This window comes from Cohnella yongneupensis, assembly GCF_042655785.1.
Classification (GTDB): Bacteria; Bacillota; Bacilli; order Paenibacillales; family Paenibacillaceae; genus Cohnella; species Cohnella yongneupensis.
Map to the genome: position 1 here is coordinate 452,790 of NZ_JBHSNC010000057.1, position 18,632 is coordinate 471,421.

At 56.9% G+C, this 18,632-nt stretch carries 17 protein-coding genes; all 17 read left to right on the forward strand.

The features are described 5' to 3' along the window. The first annotated feature begins 11 nt into the window (after window positions 1-11). Window positions 12-1,340 (forward strand): 5'-deoxyadenosine deaminase, encoded by a 1,329-nt coding sequence (locus tag ACFPQ4_RS23530; RefSeq protein ID WP_378114361.1) that lies wholly within the window; start codon window positions 12-14, stop codon window positions 1,338-1,340. A gap of 12 nt (window positions 1,341-1,352) precedes the next feature. Beyond that, on the forward strand, window positions 1,353-2,420 hold the full coding sequence (locus ACFPQ4_RS23535; RefSeq protein ID WP_378114362.1) for an XdhC family protein: 1,068 nt from the start codon (window positions 1,353-1,355) through the stop codon (window positions 2,418-2,420). Then, the gene (locus ACFPQ4_RS23540; protein WP_378114363.1) at window positions 2,380-2,991 is read left to right on the forward strand and encodes a nucleotidyltransferase family protein; all 612 of its coding nucleotides are present in this window, start codon (window positions 2,380-2,382) and stop codon (window positions 2,989-2,991) included. Before ACFPQ4_RS23535 ends, ACFPQ4_RS23540 begins: the two co-directional genes overlap by 41 nt. A gap of 18 nt (window positions 2,992-3,009) precedes the next feature. Next, window positions 3,010-3,939, forward strand: a complete 930-nt coding sequence (locus tag ACFPQ4_RS23545) for an FAD binding domain-containing protein (protein ID WP_378114364.1) — start codon at window positions 3,010-3,012, stop codon at window positions 3,937-3,939. Further along, window positions 3,917-6,202, forward strand: coding sequence for a xanthine dehydrogenase subunit D (gene pucD, locus ACFPQ4_RS23550; protein WP_378114365.1), 2,286 nt, complete (start codon window positions 3,917-3,919; stop codon window positions 6,200-6,202). Before ACFPQ4_RS23545 ends, pucD begins: the two co-directional genes overlap by 23 nt. Continuing rightward, a complete protein-coding gene (locus tag ACFPQ4_RS23555; RefSeq protein WP_378114366.1) occupies window positions 6,199-6,708 on the forward strand; it encodes a (2Fe-2S)-binding protein in 510 nt (169 codons plus the stop codon). Before pucD ends, ACFPQ4_RS23555 begins: the two co-directional genes overlap by 4 nt. Then, entirely contained in the window at window positions 6,698-7,210 is a 513-nt protein-coding gene (gene uraD / locus ACFPQ4_RS23560) for a 2-oxo-4-hydroxy-4-carboxy-5-ureidoimidazoline decarboxylase (RefSeq protein ID WP_378114368.1), read from the forward strand. The genes ACFPQ4_RS23555 and uraD overlap by 11 nt, the downstream gene beginning before the upstream one ends. A gap of 19 nt (window positions 7,211-7,229) precedes the next feature. Further along, on the forward strand, window positions 7,230-8,234 hold the full coding sequence (pucL, locus tag ACFPQ4_RS23565; protein WP_378114370.1) for a factor-independent urate hydroxylase: 1,005 nt from the start codon (window positions 7,230-7,232) through the stop codon (window positions 8,232-8,234). Then, the gene (uraH, locus tag ACFPQ4_RS23570; RefSeq protein WP_378114372.1) at window positions 8,234-8,590 is read left to right on the forward strand and encodes a hydroxyisourate hydrolase; all 357 of its coding nucleotides are present in this window, start codon (window positions 8,234-8,236) and stop codon (window positions 8,588-8,590) included. Before pucL ends, uraH begins: the two co-directional genes overlap by 1 nt. Window positions 8,591-8,605: 15 nt before the next feature. Continuing rightward, window positions 8,606-9,874, forward strand: a complete 1,269-nt coding sequence (locus tag ACFPQ4_RS23575) for a Zn-dependent hydrolase (RefSeq protein ID WP_378114373.1) — start codon at window positions 8,606-8,608, stop codon at window positions 9,872-9,874. After that, window positions 9,871-11,100, forward strand: a complete 1,230-nt coding sequence (locus ACFPQ4_RS23580) for a pyridoxal-phosphate-dependent aminotransferase family protein (RefSeq protein ID WP_378114374.1) — start codon at window positions 9,871-9,873, stop codon at window positions 11,098-11,100. The genes ACFPQ4_RS23575 and ACFPQ4_RS23580 overlap by 4 nt, the downstream gene beginning before the upstream one ends. A 237-nt stretch (window positions 11,101-11,337) precedes the next feature. After that, window positions 11,338-11,595: an acyl carrier protein gene (locus ACFPQ4_RS23585; RefSeq protein WP_378114375.1), complete on the forward strand. Its 258-nt coding sequence runs from the start codon at window positions 11,338-11,340 to the stop codon at window positions 11,593-11,595. A gap of 2 nt (window positions 11,596-11,597) precedes the next feature. Then, window positions 11,598-12,797 carry an aminoacyl--tRNA ligase-related protein gene (locus tag ACFPQ4_RS23590; RefSeq protein WP_378114376.1) on the forward strand — a complete coding sequence of 400 codons (1,200 nt, stop codon included), beginning with the start codon at window positions 11,598-11,600 and terminating at the stop codon, window positions 12,795-12,797. After that, window positions 12,787-13,269 carry a GNAT family N-acetyltransferase gene (locus ACFPQ4_RS23595; protein WP_378114377.1) on the forward strand — a complete coding sequence of 161 codons (483 nt, stop codon included), beginning with the start codon at window positions 12,787-12,789 and terminating at the stop codon, window positions 13,267-13,269. Before ACFPQ4_RS23590 ends, ACFPQ4_RS23595 begins: the two co-directional genes overlap by 11 nt. A gap of 23 nt (window positions 13,270-13,292) precedes the next feature. After that, a complete protein-coding gene (locus tag ACFPQ4_RS23600; protein ID WP_378114378.1) occupies window positions 13,293-14,174 on the forward strand; it encodes a hypothetical protein in 882 nt (293 codons plus the stop codon). 97 nt (window positions 14,175-14,271) lie between these two features. Next, a complete protein-coding gene (locus ACFPQ4_RS23605) occupies window positions 14,272-15,435 on the forward strand; it encodes an MBOAT family O-acyltransferase (RefSeq protein WP_378114379.1) in 1,164 nt (387 codons plus the stop codon). A 50-nt stretch (window positions 15,436-15,485) separates the two neighbouring features. Next, the gene (locus ACFPQ4_RS23610) at window positions 15,486-18,590 is read left to right on the forward strand and encodes an FG-GAP repeat domain-containing protein (RefSeq protein WP_378114380.1); all 3,105 of its coding nucleotides are present in this window, start codon (window positions 15,486-15,488) and stop codon (window positions 18,588-18,590) included. Window positions 18,591-18,632: the final 42 nt, after the last annotated feature.

Here is an 18,632-nt window from a genome sequence, read left to right on the forward strand (position 1 = left end):
GGACGATGCGGATGGCGACCAAGTTAATTCGGAACGCAGTCATTATGACGATGAATGCAAGCAATGACGTCGTCTCCGGAGACGTGCTCATACAAGATGACGTGATCGCGCGAGTCGGCGGTCAGATCGATGTTCCCGCGGACTTTGTGATCGATGCGGGCGGAAAAGTATTGCTGCCGGGGTTCGTGCAGACGCACATACACCTTTGCCAAACGTTGTTTCGGGGCCGAGCCGACGATCTGGCGCTTATCGATTGGCTACGCGAGCGAATCTGGCCGCTGGAAGCGGCGCACGACGAAGAGTCGGTCTATTATTCGGCGTTGCTGGGATTGGGAGAGCTCATTCGTAGCGGCACGACGACCATCCTCGATATGGAGACGGTCCATCATACGGATGCGGCGTTCAGGGCGATCGAAGAAAGCGGCATGCGCGCGTTGTCCGGCAAAGTAATGATGGATCACGGCACGGAGGTTCCGCTTGCTTTGCAAGAGAAGACGTCCGATTCGCTGCAGCAGAGCGTCGATTTGCTGGAACGATGGCACGGGGCGGCTAACGGCCGCATCCAATACGCGTTCTGTCCGCGGTTCGTCGTCTCCTGTACCGAGGATTTATTGGTCGGCGTTCGCGATCTAGCCGAACATTACGGCGTGATGGTGCATACCCATGCTTCGGAAAATCAAGGCGAGATCGCGATGGTCGAAGCCGAACGCGGGATGCGCAACGTCGTCTATTTGGATCATATCGGTCTTGCCCGTCCGAATCTCATTCTTGCTCATAGCATATGGCTAAGCGACGAAGAGAAGCGGATCATTCGAGACCGAGGCGTCAAAGTGACGCACTGTCCGGGGTCGAACCTGAAGCTAGCTTCCGGGGTTGCCCAAGTGCCGGAGTTGCTGCAAGCGGGTATCAAGGTCGGCATCGGCGCAGACGGAGCACCTTGCAACAATAACTTGGATATGTTCCAGGAGATGCGGCTGACGGCTTTCATTCAGAAGGTGAAGCATGGACCGACGGTAATGGATGCCAGAACGGTGCTTCGAATGGCGACGATGGGCGGAGCGGAAGTACTCGGGATGTCGCATTTGATCGGAAGCGTCGAGGTCGGCAAAAAGGCGGATTTGCAGCTACTTGATTTGGAAGATTTTCACGTGTACCCGTCTTACGATGCCGACATGTTCTCGCGAGTCGTCTATGCGGCGACGCGAGGAGACGTCGATACGGTGTTGATCGACGGAGAGATGGTCATGTCCGAGAAAGTCGTTAGGACGATCGACCGAAAGCGCGTGCTTCGGCAATCCGATCAGAGCTTGCGGGCGTTGCTAAGCCGGATCGGTTCCTAAGGAGGCGAGGGCATGGACCATTATGACATCCTTATGCACGCGCGCGATCGCGCTGACGTTGCCGTGCTCGCAACTTTACTGCACGTGGAAGGCCATGCTTACCGTAAACAGGGAGCGGCGATGCTGCTTCTAAGCGGAGGCGGCAGGCTAGGAAGCTTGAGTCCCGGCTGCCTCGAGACGGATTTGGCTGAGCGGGCAGAGGTGCTTACGCGAAGCGGGCGAAGCGAAATAATCGTTTATAATTTGCGTCCCGAGGAGGATGCGATATGGGGCGAGGCGATCGGCTGCGGCGGCAAGCTGACGATATTGCTCGAGCCGCTCGCGGGTCCGCTGCGGCGGCTGCTATCGAATGCGTGCAACGAAGTGGAAGCCGGACGGGAAGCGACGCTTGTCCGCTATGCGTCGGCTAATCCGAGGTTAATCGATGGAGAAGCGATCAAGTACGCGCTAATGACGTCAGGCAGGGATGCAGCCTATGCGAACATGCTTCAAGCGACGGGTTGGAAAAGGCTTTTCTCCGCCGCGTACGCTCCGCGTCCCCGAGTAATCGTCTTCGGCGCCGACGATGGAACGGTGCCGCTATGCGAGCTTGCGGCGAAGAGCGGGTTCCGCGTCGCCGTCGGCGACTGGCGACCGGAATTGAGCGATCCCGCGCGTTATCCGAACGCGATATGCGAGACGGGAACGCCGGCGCAGCTTGCCGAACGGCTTGCGATCGATCGGAACGACTACATCGTCATCTGCAGCCACCATATACGCAGAGACCGGGAAATGCTCGAGCTTGCGCTTGCTATTCATCCGGTTTACTTGGGCGTTATGGGCTCTACCACTAGAATCAAGCATCTATTCGAAGGACTTAGCATTCCAAGCTGGGTATGCGCGCCGGTCGGTCTGCGAATCGGTGCCGACGGCCCGAATCAGATCGCCGTCAGCATCGTCGCCGAGCTGATCTCGGCGCGAAGCGCCGCAAGCAAGGCGCAAGGGGGAATCGACGATGGCTTACGGCGGCATTTATTTAGCGGCGGGGAGCAGCAGGAGGATGGGTACGCACAAGCCGTCCCTAACGCTTGCCCCTGGTAGCCCTCCGCTCGGTGCGATCGCCCTGCGACAAATGACCGAATGCGCGCGACTTGGCCGGATTTCGGTCGTCGTGAACGCAGCCGATTCGCTGGAATGGTTAGCCGACTCATCCTTAGATGCGGTTCGTTCGCGCTTTCGCGTCGTCCGTTGTTTCGATGCGGAGCTAGGCATGTCGCGTTCGCTGAAAGCCGGACTAAGAGACGCGCGGGAAGGACATTCGGACGGCGTCATGATCGTGCTCGCGGATCAACCGTTCGTTACGACGGAATTGCTCGACCGTGTCGCTGACGCTTATGCGTCAAATGAACAATTGGATTATGTTGCGTGCGAGATCGGCGGAGAAGCGATGCCTCCCGTCATGCTCGGACCGGCCATGTACGATGCGATCGATCGGCTGGAAGGCGACGCCGGAGCCCGGAGGCTGTTGCTGTCGGGCGAATATCGGGGACGACGCCTCGTCATCGAATCGCCGGAAGCGCTAATGGATATCGACGATCCCGGTCAACTCGAGCAAGCCAGCAAGCTTTGGTCAGCTGAATCGTCCGGCGCGAATGCATCGCGTACACAATGACAATAGGAGGGGATGAGGATGGCGTCCGAACAAGAAGAAATCGCTCGCTTTCCTTCCGTGTTGCATCCCCGTGATTTGGCGGAAGCATGGACGTTCAAACGTCTATTCGATACGGAAGCGATATACGTCGCGGGCGGTACGCTGCTCCGGACGCAATGGGAGTCGGGCGTAGCGACCATGCCCAGGCAGGTGATAGATTTAAGTTCGATTCCCGGATTGACGGGAATTGCCGCGGACGAGGACGCTATAGCGATCGGCGCTTTGACGACGCTCGGCGAATGCCGGAACGATCCGCTCTTGATCGAACACTACCCCATGCTCGTCGAGGCGTTTAAATCGATCGCCGCGCACTCGATTCGCAACTCGGCGACGATCGGCGGCAATATCGCGTCCAGAGTCGGGGATTGTTTGCCGGCGCTTATCGCGTGCAGGGCGGAATTCGAATGGTGCACCGGATTGAGCCAATTAAGGGAAAGCGCGTCGGAATGGGTGGAACGGTTGCACGTGCAATCGCCGAAGCCTTCGAATTTGCTGACGCGCATCTTTTTGCCTTTCATGAATCAGAATCGAACAGCCCCGGTCAAATTCGGAGCTTACCATAAAGTCGGCCGCAGGGAAGCGTTCACGCCTTCGGTCGTTACCGTAGCGATGAGCGGCAGCTTGAAGCCCGACGGCGCGATCAAGGAAGTCGTGATCGCCGCGGGCGGAGGGCAGACGATCCCGCAGCGCATGCACGCCGCGGAAAAAGCGCTGAAAGGCCGTTTGCCGGACCGCGAGCTGTTGATCGAGGTGCATGGACACGTCGAGAAGCAGTTCGTGCCGAAGACGGACCCGCTCGTCTCCGACGCCTATCGGCGAAAGACGGCGGCGAATCTCGTCGCCGCGGCATTATGGAGGGAATTCGTCCGAGAGGAGGGGGAAGGGTATGGCGCTAAACAAATCGACTAGCGGAGCTAGATGGCGCGTTCGTCCCGACGGACCGGATAAGGTAACGGGTAAGCTTGCTTATTTGACGGATATGCGGAGCGAGGGGATGCTCTACGGCCTCGTCCTCAGAAGCCCGCATCCGCACGCGGGCATAGCGTCGATTCACACGGACAAAGCAAGGCGGATGCCGGGCGTGCACGCGGTGTTGACGCATGCCGACATTCCGGGCTTGAACCGGTTCGGCATCGTCAATCCCGATCAACCGGTATTGTGCGACGATCGGGTCCGTTACGTGGGAGACGCGGTTGCAACGGTGGCAGCCGAGACGCTAGAGGTTGCCGAAGCGGCGTTAAAGGCGATCGAGGTGCAGTACGTCGTCCTTCCGGTCGTCGACGATCCGGCGTTCGCGTTATCGAAGCACGCGCCGAAGCTGCATCCGGGCGGCAACGTGCTGCATCGGGCGCAATACGGTAACGGTGATTTGGATGCCGCGTTCGCGAAGTGCGTCCATATCGTAGAGGAGACGTACGATACGCCGCGCCAAATGCATACGTACATGGAAACGGAAGGGGGATTGTTCATCCCCGAGGAGGGCGGCAGATTAATCGTCTATTCGCCGACTCAGCACGGATACAAAGACCGCATGCAGCTGGCTAGAATATTGGCGTTGCCGGAGTTCAACATCCGCGTCGTTTCCAGTCCCATAGGCGGATCGTTCGGAGGCAAGGACGAGCTGAACGTGCAGCCGTACGGGGCGTTGCTCGCGCTTGCGACCGGACGGCCGGTCAAAATCCACAACTCCCGCCGCGAGTCGGTGAGAGCGGGGCTCAAGCGGCATCCGATGAGAATCACAATGAAGACCGGCGTCGACGGCCAAGGCCGCCTGCTCGCGCATCAAGCGAGCATCGTCGCCGACACGGGCGCTTACGCGACGCTCGGCGCCGAAGTGCTCAACTTCTGCGTGGAGCACGTAACAGGGCCTTACAGATACGAGGCAGTAGACGTAGACGGCGTATCCGTCTATACGAACAACGGCGTATCCGGCGAGTTTCGCGGCTTCGGCGGCAATCAAGCGATCTTCGCCTTGGAAGGGCAAATGGACCGTCTCGCAGCTTTGCTCGGTATCGACCCTTGGGCATTCAGACGGCTCAATTTGCGAGAGGCGGGAGATCTCGGACCTCTCGGGCAGCCGATCGTTGCGACGGACGGGGTTGCGCAAGTGTGGGAGGCGCTGAACCGCCAGCCGATTTGGGCGAGCCGCGAACAGGTTCGCGACGGCGTATACGCTGAACCGTGGATTAGCCGAGGAGTCGGGGCGGCGTTCGTGATGCACGGCTCCGGCCTTGGATTCGGCATTCCGGATCCGGCAGGGGGCATGCTCGGGCTAGCGGACGACGGTCGAATCGAAGTGAGGTTCGGCTTCGAGGAGTTCGGGCAAGGCTTGCTCGCTACGCTGGAGCTCATGATGATCGAGCAGTTCGGCTTCGCGGCCGAAGACGTGCGCATCATTATCGGCGACACCGATCTCGTCCCTCACAGCGGCTCGAGTACCGCTTCGCGGGCGACGAGCATGATGTGGAAGGCGCTGCGGCGTCTAAAGGAGCCTTTCGAAACGAAGCTGCTATCGGAAGCTTCCGAGGTACTAGGGTTGCCGATCGATCGACTGAGGATCGGTGAGGGCGGCATTAGAAGCGCGGACGAGTCGGCGGAGATGCTGCTCCCCTATGCGAAGCTTGCGAAACAAGTTAAACAACCGATTTTGTTCCAGACGCATTTTCCGTTTCCTACTTCGCCTGCGGCGAGGGTAGGCGCGCACTATTTATATAGTTATTCCGCCGTTGCCGTAGAAGTCGAGGTCAACAAACTGACCGGCAGAATCAAGCTGCTCAAGCAATATCATGCGGTTGCCGCGGGTCCGGTCATGAATCCGCAAGGGTTTCTCGGACAAATCGAAGGCGGAAGCGGGATGGCGGTCGGGTTCGCGTTATCGGAAGATGCGCGAATGGAGCGCGGCGAATATTTGACTCGCAACCTGGATACGTACCTTATTCCGACTTTCGCCGATATCGCGGGACACTCGGAAGTCGAAGCGATCGAGGCGTTGCCGGAAGGCGACGAGCACGGACCGCGCGGCGTCGGCGAGATCGGCTCGGTCGGCGTGGCGCCCGCGATCGCGTCGGCAATCTACATGGCGACGGGCCATCGCGTCAGCAAGCTGCCGGTCGATCCGATAGAGCTGCAGGACGATATTGCGACGTTCCTGAAGGCGGTGGATGCCTCATGATCGACAAGGCGCTGAACGATCGTTGGAAAGAGAATGGTTTCGCGTGCACCGTCAACGGACGTCCGGTTGCGCTCCAAGTGCCCGTTACCCGTAGTTTGCTCCACATTTTACGGGAAGAGCTGCAGTTGACGGGAACGAAGCGTTCGTGCGAAATCGGGCGGTGCGGCGCTTGTATGGTGCTCATGGACGGCCGGCCGGTCAACGCCTGTCTGACGATGGGTTACCAATGTACGGGCAAAGAGATCGTGACGATCGAAGGGTTAGCCGCGGAAGAGATCGATCCGATCCAGCAATGTTTCCTTGAAGAAGGCGGCTATCAGTGCGGCTACTGCACGCCGGGGATGATCATCTCCGTCAAAGCGTTGCTGGAACGGAATCCCGATCCGAGCGAGGAACAGATCGAGGAAGCGCTTGGCGGCAATTTGTGCCGTTGCACCGGTTACGGAGGCATTCGCCGATCCGTCGCCAAAGCGATCGAGATAAGGAGAGGTACGCATGATGAATAGGCGCAAAATTCCGATGTTGGTCGTAAGTAAATTGAGCCGGGAGCAATTCGTAGCCGTTCTCGGCGGCATCTTCGAGCATGCGCCGTGGATCGCCGACAAGGCTTGGGAATCCAGGCCTTTCCGGACGCGCGTCTTGTTGCACGACAAAATGCTCGATATCGTGCGCCGGGCGACGGCCGAGGCGCAACTCGGTCTGCTTCGCGGTCACCCCGATTTGGCGACTCGGCTTAAAGTGACGGAGTATTCGTCGCGGGAGCAGCAGAGCGCGGGACTTGACCAACTTACCGAGGCGGAATACGAGTCGTTCATGTCATTCAATAAGGCCTATACGGACAAATTCGGGTTTCCGTTCATCATGGCGGTCAAAGGTCGGGGCAAAGAAGAGATTATGGCGGCCATGCAAGCGAGGATCGAGAACGAAGTTTCGACGGAGATGGAGACGGCGTTCGCGGAAATCCGCAAAATAACCGGCTTCCGGCTGGAGGAATTGTTGGAAGCTTGACGGACAAGGGGAGGTTCGGATGATGAAGCTTACGACCGGACGAACGCTGTATTACGGCAAGGGCGACGTGTTGACTTATCGGACCTATGCGGCTCCGCTGCGAGTAGAACCGATTCCGGAATCCGCGTACGAGGGCGACCGCAACGTCATATTCGCGCACAATATCACGTTTTCCGTTAGCGGGGAATCTCTCTTGACTTCGTTCTCGGAAGGGGACAACTCGGCGATCGTCGCGACCGATTCCATGAAAAATTTCATCCTTCGCGAGACGGCGACCTTCGAAGGAAGTACGACGGAAGGGCTGCTCGCCTACGTCGGAGAACGGTTTCTGGAACGATATGTTCATCTTACCGGCGTCGTGATCGCCGGCGATCGGCTGCCGTTCGATCCGCTGCCCGTCGCTGCGGAGGGCGGGGGATACCGGAACAGCGAGCTCGTCTATCGCAAATCCCATAACGATCATGCGAGCAGCCGATTGGAATTCGTGCGGGATCCGGTGACCGGCCGCGCAAGATGCGTATCGTTGCAAAGCGGAATTTCGGATTTGCAGCTCATCAAAGTTAGCGGAAGTTCTTTCTACGGTTTTATTAGAGATGAATATACGACGCTGCCGGATAGTTACGATCGACCGCTCTTTATTTTCTTGAACATTCAATGGCGCTACGGCGATATCGTTGACGCTTGCGATTCGTCGAGAGGAAGCTACGTGGCCGCCGAGCAGGTGAGGGATATTGCCCATCACGTATTCCATGAACGCAGATCCCCTTCGATCCAATATTTGATCTATCAAATCGGATTGCGAGTGCTCGAGCGGTTCCCGCAGCTAGAAGCGGTTTCGTTCGAATCGAACAATCGTACGTGGGAGACGGTAGTCGAGCCTGCGGAGGTCGGCAGCGCGGGCGTATATACGGAGCCGCGTCCGCCGTACGGGTTCCAAGGCTTCTCGATGACGCGCGCGGATCTCGCGGCGGAATCGGCCGGGGCGACAACGAGCGAGCCGGTTCGTCAGGCAGGGCACGGCTAATGGGCGGCGGCCGCATTACGACGCACGTGCTTGACGTCGCTCACGGCAAGCCTGCCGCCGGCATGCGCGTTAGGCTGTGGAAGCTGGACGAGGCGTTACCGGCGCAGCTCGTGAAGGCGGACCGGCTGAACGCGGACGGTCGTCTCGACGAGCCTTTAGCTTCAGCCGGCGTTTTAACGGAAGGGATTTACGAGCTGGTGTTCGAGGCCGGCGCGTATTACAAGGAAACGTGGGCGGAAGATCTCGTTTTTCTTGACCATATTCCGGTTAGATTCAAGGTGGCGGACGAGTCGGCCCATTATCACGTGCCGCTGCTCGTCGCGCCGGGAGGATACAGCACTTATCGCGGAACATAAGGAGGCGGATGCTTCATGGGGGAGCCGATCAAGTACGACCGGATATCGGAGCTGTGCGAGCTGATTGAACGGCTCGCGGCGTTCACCGACGAAGAGGAGGAAGCGGCTATTGGCAAAGGCGTCACGAGGCTCGTCTATTCTCGCGCATGGAAAGAAGCGCAATCGTATTTGGCCGAAACGATGGTCGCCGCGGGGCTCTCGGTCAGGTGGGATAAGGTCGGCAACTTGATCGGCCGCCTTGAAGGGAGCAACCCGCATGCGCCGGTCGTCCTGACGGGCTCGCACATCGACACGGTCCGGAACGGCGGCAAGCTGGACGGCGTATACGGAATCGCGGGAGGCATCGCTGCGTTGCGCTTGCTTATGGAAACGTACGGTACGCCGAACGTTCCGATCGAAGTCGTCTCGTTCTGCGAGGAAGAAGGGAGCCGGTTCCCGATCGCGTATTGGGGCTCCGGCAACGTGACGGGGTTATTCGATTGGCAAGGCGGGCACGACATTAAGGACGCCGGGCAAACGACGCTCGCTGCCGCGATGGAAGCTTCGGGCTTCGGCCGGCCGGATCAGCCGGAATGTTTGCGCAGCGACTTGGGCGCGTTCGTCGAGCTGCATATCGAGCAAGGCGTCTTGCTCGAACGCATGGCGAAGCAGATCGGCATCGTCGAAGCGATCGTCGGCCAGCGGCGCTATGCGGTATCGCTCAAAGGCTCGGCGAATCACGCCGGTACGACGCCGATGGCTATGCGCGTCGACGCGATGGCCGGCGCAGCCGAAATGATCGTCCGGCTGGAGGCGCTAGCCGCTCGCAACGCGTCGCTCGTCGCCACGGTAGGGCGGCTGCAGGCGGTGCCGAATACGCCTAACGTCATTCCGGGCGCGGTCGATTTTACGCTCGATATAAGACACGATAACGAAGGCACGCTATCGTGGTTTTGCGATTACTTGTTCCAAGAGTATTCGGAGATCGCGAACCGCAGAGGGTTAAAGCTCGCGATTACGCCATGGCTGGAGACGAAGCCCGTGCCGATGAGCCGTACGCTCGCGTCGCACATCGAGAACGTGTGCGCGTCGCTCTCGCTCTCTTATCGGAGAATGTCCAGCGGAGCGGGGCACGACGCCCAGCTGTTCTCGCAGCTGTGCCCGACGGCGATGATTTTCGTGCCGAGCAAAGGGGGCATCAGCCACTCTCCGGAAGAGCACACGTCGCCGGAGCAATTGGCGAACGGCGTCTCCGTGCTGGTTTCCTTGCTCTACGAGCTCGCCTACGAGGGGAAATCGCTATGAAGACTTACGCGGAGCTGGCGCCTTCGCCGCGAACGATATTAACGCCGGGGCCGGTTGAAGTCGATCCTCGCGTCCTACGCGCGATGTCGATGCCGATTCTCGGGCAATTCGATCCGGAATTCACGGCGCTTATGAACGATACGATGGGCATGCTCCGTCAACTGTTCCGCACGAACAATGAATGGGCGTATCCGATCGACGGGACGTCGCGGTCCGGATTGGAAGCAGCGCTCGTAAGCCTCATCGAACCGGGAGATAAAGTGCTTGTCCCGATCTACGGGAGGTTCGGCTATTTGCTGCAGGAAATAGCGGAGCGTTGCGGAGCGGTTCTCGTGACGTTAGAGCAGCAGTGGGGGAGCGTGTTCGACCCCGAAGAAGTGATAGCTGCCATTCGTAAAGAGAGGCCGGACATCGTCGCGATCGTCCATGGCGAGACGTCGACGGGCCGCATTCAACCGCTCGCGGATATAGGTCGTGCCTGCCGCGAGTTGGATGTGCTGCTTGTCGTGGACGCGGTAGCGACGATCGGCGGCGTACCGGTGGAGACGGACGCGTGGCAGCTCGACGTCGTCGTCGGCGGAGCGCAAAAATGCTTGTCCGTGCCGTCGGGCATGGCGCCGATTACGTACAACGCCCGCGCTGAGCAAAAGCTGCTGAAGCGCAAGCGGGTGGAGCGAGGCCTTCGCACAACGTCTACCCCGTCTTCCACTTCGGATCCGCTCTTTGCGCCCATAAGAAGTAACTATTTCGACTTAAGCCAATTGCAAGACTATTGGAGTCCGCTCAGGCTCAATCACCATACCGAGATGACTTCGATGCTGTATGCGCTGCGCGAAGGCGTACGTATCATTCTCGCCGAAGGGCTCGAAGCGCGATTCGCCAGACATCGGCTTCAAGAGCAAGCCTTGATGGCGGGACTAGAGGCGATGGGGCTTAGCTTGTATGGGGACCCTGCCAGCAAGCTGACCGTAGTCACGTGCGTGAATATCCCGCCGGGCGTAGACGGGGAGTCGGTGCGCGACATGTTGCTCGGCAAGTTCGGCATCGAGATCGCCAGCTCCTTCGGACCGCTCAAGGGCCGTATTTGGCGGATCGGCACGATGGGCTATAGCTGCAGCACGAAAAACGTGCTGCATTTCCTCGGCGCGTTCGAGGCCGTACTCGTTCGCCACGGCGTTCCGGTACAAGCCGGCGCTGGAGTGCAAGCGGCGCTGGATGTTTATTGAACGATTGCCCGATGCGATCGACTACGCGTTTGCGAAAGCCGTTTCCAGCCTTCGGGCCGGGAAGCGGCTTTTGTCGTTCGTTGACACCCCTTGTCCGATTCGTTATCATTATTCGATGAGGGTCCGCGAGACAACCTTTTCCCCGTGGAAAAGGTTTGTTTCTTATTTAAAGCTATTTGAAGCACATTTTTCTTCATGCAAGGCTGAACCGTTCTTATTCGAAAGGAGCTACCGCTCATGAAACTTGATGAAATCTGCTCGATCCTAACGGATCATATTATGAAACAATTCCAAATCGAATCGGACGACGACGAGTTTACCCCCGACGTTCATCTGTTCGATTACGGCTATATCGACTCTTTCGGCGCAACGGAATTGACGTCTTTCGTCGAAAGTCGTTTCGAGATCGAAGTTACGAAGAAGGATCTTATGCTACATAAAATGAACACGATCAACGAAATCGCGGCGTTCGTAGCGATGAAGCGGGGGAACTGACGATGGCAACTACGTTCGTTGAACTGAAGGTAGACAATTCCGAAGTGCTCAAGCAACTCGTTTATGCCGCTTTTTTCGTTGACGAGAACATTCAAGATATTCAGGCCGGCGATAATGGCCTAACGATCGTCCATGCAGACGGGGCGGACGCGGAGAAGATTACGGAGCAGGTACATAAGCTGCATCGTCGTTTTTCCAATCACGAGTATGCCTTCAAGCAAGAAATTTATTTCGAGAATCGCGTGGACGTGCCTTATCGCGGTCCGATCATTCAAGAAATGGCTGATCAGAAAATCATCAAGCAGCTCGATCCAGGCGTCTATATTTTCCGCGAACCGTTCACGACGCTCGTTCGTTTCCTTGACGATAGCATCGTTCGCAAAATCGCGAACAAATTCGGCGCGAAGCATGAGTACTATCCGGTCGTTATTAACGGCTCGACGCTGAATAAGACGAATCACTTCACCTCTTTCCCCGAGCATATCCAATTCGTGACGCACTTGCGGGAAGATCTGTCAGTCATCGAGGCGTTCTCCCAAGCGATCAAAGAAGCGGGCGGTTGGAACCAGGATACGCGCGTCGACATGAACGCATCCGCGGCTACTCCGCAATATATGATCAATCCGGCCACGTGCTATCACTGCTACGAGGGCATGCAGGACGAGACGCTCGAAACCGAAGGTACGATCGTTACCGCGGTATCCAAATGCCATCGGTACGAAGGGGGCAACCACCGCGACTTCGGCAGGCTGCTCGACTTCACGATGCGCGAAGTCATCTTCGTCGGCAAACCGGATTTCGTTAAAGAAAACCGGCTCAAGTCGATCGAAATGCTGAAAGGTCTCGTGTCGGAATGGGAGCTGGACTGCCATCTGGAAAACGCGAACGATCCGTTCTTCACGAGCGATTACGAAGTGAAAGCATCGTTCCAGCGCCAGCAGGAGATGAAATTCGAGATGCGCATGTCGATTCCGTATTTGAACACGACGATCTCGGTGTCCTCTTCCAACTTCCACAGCAATACGTTCGGCAACGCCTTTAACATCAAGGCGGGCAAACGTCCGGCGGTTACCGGCTGCCTCGCGTTCGGACTCGAGCGGTTCATTCTCGCGTTCCTTGCGCAATACGGGTTGGACGAAAGCAAATGGCCGGCGAAATTCACTTCCGATTATAACGAATGGAAGCAAACGAATGAGCGCTAATATCGACATTCGCGACATGGTCGAAAGCGACCTTGAAGCCGTTCGGTCGCTGTACGTGCGGATGTACGAGGAGCAGCGGACGTTCGGAATGGTTATGGAGCTGAACGTCGAAGAGGTCGGGGATCTGCTAAGCGCGCAGTTGAAGTCCAAGCTGTACCTATCCAAGGTAGCGGCGGCCGGCGAAGAGATCGTCGGCTTCGGCTTCGGAAGTCTCGTGCGTTCGCCGAAGAAATACCGTCTCCTTAATCCAGAAATGCCTTTCATCGGGTTTATCCACGACGTATATTTCGTTCCGGAACGCCGCGGTTCGGGTCTCGCCGTCCGAATGGTCGCCGAGCTGGAGCGGGAATTCGCCGAACAAGACATCGACTACGTGGAGCTTCACGTTCTGGGCGGCAACGCCCGCGGCTTGCGATTCTGGGAAGCTTCGGGTTATCAAGACCTGTTGCACGTCATGTACAAAAGAATATAAGTTAGTTGAACGGTGGTATGAACATGCTGCGCACCATTCGCAGAAGCGCTTTTCTCATCGTGTTGCTGATCGGCTTCGTGTTGGCGGATAAGCTGATCGCGGCATGGGACCCGGTCAGCCGGTACGATGCTTTCTCTAAAAACGACTTTCAACGTACGGTCGACGTTCATCCGGATAAGGTGTGGCCGAAAGTCATTTTCGGCAACTCATCCGTCATTGCGGCGTACGACGAGACGAAGAGCACGGCCGGATACGTCAACCTCGGCATGAACTACGGCAAAATCACCGATTTGGACGCGATGCTTCGGGGCGGCTTCATCCATGTCGGGGAAGAGCTGGTCATCGGCTTGAACCTGTTCGCCTTTTTGGACGAGCTGCCGACCGATCCTTCCTATCCGTGGCATAGACGCGCGTTCGAGCCTTATTTGTATTTTAATCGGGATCAGTTGACGAACGCCGCGCACAAGTACGTTATTCCGATGCTCAAAGGCGAATCGATCGTCATCAACCGCAAGAAGCTATACGCCAAAGAGCTTTATTACGGTACGCTTAAGCCCGCGGATCTTCAAAAGAAGATGGACGAATACAAGGCGACGTATTACAAGGAGCCGATCGATAGCTTCGCGCGCAATTTGGATGCGTTCGACGACGTCATCGCCTTCGCCAAGGATAACGGCATTCGCGTGCGGGTGCTCTGGATGCCGTGGAATAGGACGTTGCCGAGCCCGCCTACCGTCGACGAGCTCAAAGCGCACGTGAAAGACGAGCTCGCCAGCACGGACTTTACGTATACCGACTGGATGGACAAGTTCGAACCGAAGCAATTTCACGATTTGGGACATCTCAACGTCGAACGGGGACGTCCGGCATTCACGAAGGAGCTGGATCTATGGGCGGCAAAGTGATACGCAAAGCCGTGGAATTCCTTATTTATTTGTTCATGCTGTTATGCGTCACTGCTTTCTTTACCGGACACGGGACTTTTATATATGAGGGATTCTAATGTGGTACCTTAACGCTTCTACGATATTGTCATTGCTAGGCATCGCGATCGTGCTGTCGTTGCTTAGCCTATGGAAGGGCAGGACGGGACGCTTCGCGCGTCAATCCGTCCTGTTGTTGTTCAGCGTGGCGTTCATAGCGGTATACAGCGCCAAGCTAGCCGTATTCTCCGTGCTGTACGTTAGCGCGAATTATGCCTTCTATCGTCTTATTCTCGGAAGTTCGCAAGCGTTGCGCAAGCCGATATTCGTACTGTCGATCATCGCGAATATCGCCGCTTTGTTCGCGCTTCGCTTGTTCGCGGACGGCACGTTCCAGAACGCTTGGTTCGCGCCGGTTATTTTACTTGGCTTAGTCTATACGTTACTCAAAGTAATCAACACGTTCTTTCACGCTTATTACGTCGCCGAGAAGCCTGCTCCCCGGTTGGACGAATATGCGAGCTATTTGCTGTTCATTCCGACCTTCACGTCGGGTCCGATCATGCGGTTTCACGAGTTTTTGCGCGATCTTCGCGCTAATAAACCGGTAACCGCCGAGACGATCGAGAGCAGCATCAAGCGGATCATCCGCGGTTTGTTCAAAAAGCTAGTTATCGTAAGCCTAATGATGGACGCTTATCAGAAGCTGGTCGAAGGCGATATGAACGCGCTAGACAGCGGCTGCGCTTTGCTTGTCTTCTACGTGCTGCTCTATTTCGATTTCTCGGGCTATTCGGATATCGCTATCGGCTTCGGTCGACTGATGGGAATCGACGTGCCTGAAAACTTCAAAAAACCGTTCTCCTCGCCGACATTGACGCAGTTTTGGCGTAACTGGCACGCGACGCTCGGCGATTGGTTCCGCGAGCATGTCTTCCAGATGTTCGCCTCGAAGTCGCAATCGCGTTTATTTTCGGCGTTCATGGCTTTGTTCGTCATGGTGCTCGTCGGTCTATGGCACGGCATCGGCATATTGTTCATTTTGTGGGGACTGTATCACGGCGTGCTGCTAGCACTTGAAAACGTGCTGCGCCAGACGACGGTGAACAAGCGGAAGACGCCAAAGCTGGAATATTGGACGCGGTGCGTCATCGTGAATTTGTTCGTTGCTTTCGGCACGATTTTCTTCAGTTCCACGCCGGAGATGGCCGAGAAAATCGTAAAAGGCTTCTTACATTGGTGATGGAAGCTGGCGAGCTTACCGATTGACGCGACTTATGGGGGATGGAAGCGATGATAAGGAAGTTGACGATTGCCGCGGTAGCTCTGATCGTACTGTTATCCGGAGCGCTCTATGTCGTTCACGCGAAGACGAAAGCCGAACCTTTGCGCGTGTTGGTGCTATACAAGGAAGGCTCTGACTCCTACCTCGACGCGTTGCAGCAGTTGAATCAGACGCTCGTCGTGAACGCGCGGATCGAGCAAGCGAAGTGGCCCGAAGCGGAAGGCAAGCTCGATAGCTATGACGCGGTCTATCTCGATCGCGCGCTCTCCAAAGATACGCCGGAGGCAGAACGGTTCTCTTCGGCTATGGAAAGCTACGTCAAAGGCGGGGGCGCATTGTTCGCCGAAAACGAGTTTTACGACGTGCTCCCGCTTGAGTTGCTCGGCGCCAAGTCGTTCGTGAAGCTGGACAAACTGCCTGCTAAGCTATTGCTGCCGAAGACGGAAGCGAATGCGAACGTCATTCAGACCGTCGTTAGCCAATTCCATCGCGATCTGTCCGCGTCCTATGACAAAGACCGGTTGGCGGACGTTGCGCTAGGGATGGGAATGGTGCCGGGGACGGCTAAAGCGCTGGCTAAGAACGAAGGCGGCATCGCGCTTTACGCGATGAACCGTTACGGCAACGGCACGGTTTTCTTCAGCAGCGCTTTGCTGCCTAACCATCAGTACGTGACGGGCTTCGATATGCAGCCGCGCAGCGGTGAAGACCAGTCTTACTTCAACTTTATGTTTGCTACGGGCAGCTACGAGCTGCGCAGCGCGTTCCTTGACTTCTTGTCCAAGGAAAAGCTGGGTTACGCCGTCACGAAAGTGCTCGGCACGAACGGCCGACCGGCGATGGCATGGCAAAACCATTTCGAAGTGTCTTCCTCCTTACAAGAAGGCGGCATGGAGAAATGGATCGATTACGTGAAGCAATATAACGAGATTCCTTCTTTCTCGCTAGCCCGCGAAACTTACGAGTGGGGCCTCTGGAAAGAAGGCTTGGTGGTATATCCGAACAAAGGTGCGGCCGCTTCGCCCGCGTTCGAAGGCGAGAACGTTAATTCGCAATACTCTTCCGGAGATATCGTTCACCTAGCGAGCGGAGAAGCTTTCAGCCAGGCGTCGTATCCGGAATACAAAAGCTTGGGTGATCCGATCGAGCTTCCGTATCGTACGTATGAAGACGTGCGCGACGTGAACGGCGACGGCGTACCCGATGTCGTAGCCGGTTCGGCCGACGGTTCCATCAGGCTGTACGTTGGACGACATGACGGCGGCGAATGGTCGCTTGAGCCGGCTCAGCCGGTCATGCTGGCAAACGGTTCCGAGCTTCGCGTCGGCTCGTACTCGGCTCCGGCGCTAGCCGACTTGAACGGCGACGGGAAGTTGGACCTCGTCGTCGGTTCGGGAGATGGACGCGTCCGGACGTATACGAACGTAGGCAACTTCTCGTTCCGCGATGATGGCGACACGATTGGCGTTCCTTTGACCAGCAAAGAAGCCTACGCCTACGCCGCACCCGCCGTTGGCGACGTAAACGGCGACGGCATCGCCGATCTTGCGGTCGGCATGGCGGACGGCAGCGTTATGCTCCATGTCGGAGAGCTTGTCGGGAATTCGATTCGCTTCGATAACTTGGGTCAATTTTTGATTACCGGTCATGCGGAAGACGGTGTAACGTACTTCTCGGCTCCGCGAATCGTCGATTATGACGGCGATGGACAACCTGAATTGCTCGTCGGTTACAATGACGGGTATATCCGGCAGTATGCGATGAAAAATGGTCCAGCAGGCAGCATCTCGCTCGGCGAAATGAAATACGTGCAAGGCGAGACGCTTAATCCGGCGGGAGACAACCGTCTCTGGGGCGGACATAACGCCGTACCCGCCGCAGCCGACGTGAACGGCGACGGTCTAGTCGATCTGATCGTAGGCGAACTCATTTTCGGATTCCCGACACCGATCGATGATCCTCGGTTTCCGGCCAAGGAACAGCTGAAGCAAGCGCTCGATTACGCGGGACACAACTTCATCCCTATTCAGCCGCACTTGTTCTTCCATAGCTACGAGAGTCCCGTACGGGAGCTCGAGGAGATCGATCTTCATAAAAAAGCGTTCGAGGCTTACGGCATTCCGTGGACGAACGTCGGGACGAACCAGCATACTTGGCGGATCAACAATCTCGTTCCGGGCCAGACGATCAGGGAAGAGATGAAGTCCGGCATTTGGTGGAACTCCGGATTCCGTCCGAGCGGCAACCCGTACGAGCCTACGCTTGCGGGCGAGTACTTATGGACGATGCCGTTCCTGCTTGCTAACAAGGAGCAACAGGATCCGTTCATCGTCTCTAATCCCGCGCCGAACATCGCATATTTCAAAGGCGCGTTCGAGTCGTACGCCGCGCTGGATATGCCTTTCTCCTACTTTTACCATATGGAGTACCCGATTCTGAAATCGGAAGCGGACGGCGGCTTCGCCAACAAGGTGCAGTTTTTGGACCAGTTTCGCAATCAATACGATTATAACTTCATGACCGAAGATCAATCGTTCCGTAGCTACATGGCCGCCTATCAGGCCGATTCTAGCCTCGGCACGCCGCTTATCCGCAATGCGATGAACGTAGCCGAGAACGTCATTCGCACGAAGAAGCAGCTTAGCTTTGAGGTGAAGACAGGCGGTTTACGGGAATTGAACGGCTCTGCTCAGCTTGATCAGAAGCTACAAGACGAGATCGAGGGGCAATTATCGGCTGTCGGTTACAAAGTAGAACTAGGCGCCAAGTACAAAGGATACGTTCCCGTTACGGACGCGCCGATCTCGATGTACCGCGGTTCAACGCTTTACTTCGGCGGCACGAAGGATGCGACGGTGACGATCCAGTCGGGATTGCCGACTTCCCCCGGCATCGAACGCGCGAATCTTCTCGTGAACATCGACCGAGACGGCTCCGAATGGCATATCGATTGGCAGGGTAGCGGCATGCAGCAAGTAAAACTGTACGCGCCGCGCGGCCTGGATGTATTGTCGGATGGCGATGGATGGTCCGTGGAGAAGAGCGAGGACGGCAAGCATTACGTGCTCACCCGATTCGGCGACGTCGTTACGTTGAACGTTCGCTTCAAGTAACCTAAAGATGCAGAAGATGTTAAGGGAAATCCCTTGACATCT

Coding starts and splice junctions, on each gene's coding strand:
- ACFPQ4_RS23530 (WP_378114361.1), top strand. CDS start 12: ATGGCGACCAAGTTAATTCGGAACGCAGTCATTATGACGATGAATGCA.
- ACFPQ4_RS23535 (WP_378114362.1), top strand. CDS start 1,353: ATGGACCATTATGACATCCTTATGCACGCGCGCGATCGCGCTGACGTT.
- ACFPQ4_RS23540 (WP_378114363.1), top strand. CDS start 2,380: ATGGGTACGCACAAGCCGTCCCTAACGCTTGCCCCTGGTAGCCCTCCG.
- ACFPQ4_RS23545 (WP_378114364.1), top strand. CDS start 3,010: ATGGCGTCCGAACAAGAAGAAATCGCTCGCTTTCCTTCCGTGTTGCAT.
- pucD (WP_378114365.1), top strand. CDS start 3,917: ATGGCGCTAAACAAATCGACTAGCGGAGCTAGATGGCGCGTTCGTCCC.
- ACFPQ4_RS23555 (WP_378114366.1), top strand. CDS start 6,199: ATGATCGACAAGGCGCTGAACGATCGTTGGAAAGAGAATGGTTTCGCG.
- uraD (WP_378114368.1), top strand. CDS start 6,698: ATGATGAATAGGCGCAAAATTCCGATGTTGGTCGTAAGTAAATTGAGC.
- pucL (WP_378114370.1), top strand. CDS start 7,230: ATGATGAAGCTTACGACCGGACGAACGCTGTATTACGGCAAGGGCGAC.
- uraH (WP_378114372.1), top strand. CDS start 8,234: ATGGGCGGCGGCCGCATTACGACGCACGTGCTTGACGTCGCTCACGGC.
- ACFPQ4_RS23575 (WP_378114373.1), top strand. CDS start 8,606: ATGGGGGAGCCGATCAAGTACGACCGGATATCGGAGCTGTGCGAGCTG.
- ACFPQ4_RS23580 (WP_378114374.1), top strand. CDS start 9,871: ATGAAGACTTACGCGGAGCTGGCGCCTTCGCCGCGAACGATATTAACG.
- ACFPQ4_RS23585 (WP_378114375.1), top strand. CDS start 11,338: ATGAAACTTGATGAAATCTGCTCGATCCTAACGGATCATATTATGAAA.
- ACFPQ4_RS23590 (WP_378114376.1), top strand. CDS start 11,598: ATGGCAACTACGTTCGTTGAACTGAAGGTAGACAATTCCGAAGTGCTC.
- ACFPQ4_RS23595 (WP_378114377.1), top strand. CDS start 12,787: ATGAGCGCTAATATCGACATTCGCGACATGGTCGAAAGCGACCTTGAA.
- ACFPQ4_RS23600 (WP_378114378.1), top strand. CDS start 13,293: ATGCTGCGCACCATTCGCAGAAGCGCTTTTCTCATCGTGTTGCTGATC.
- ACFPQ4_RS23605 (WP_378114379.1), top strand. CDS start 14,272: ATGTGGTACCTTAACGCTTCTACGATATTGTCATTGCTAGGCATCGCG.
- ACFPQ4_RS23610 (WP_378114380.1), top strand. CDS start 15,486: ATGATAAGGAAGTTGACGATTGCCGCGGTAGCTCTGATCGTACTGTTA.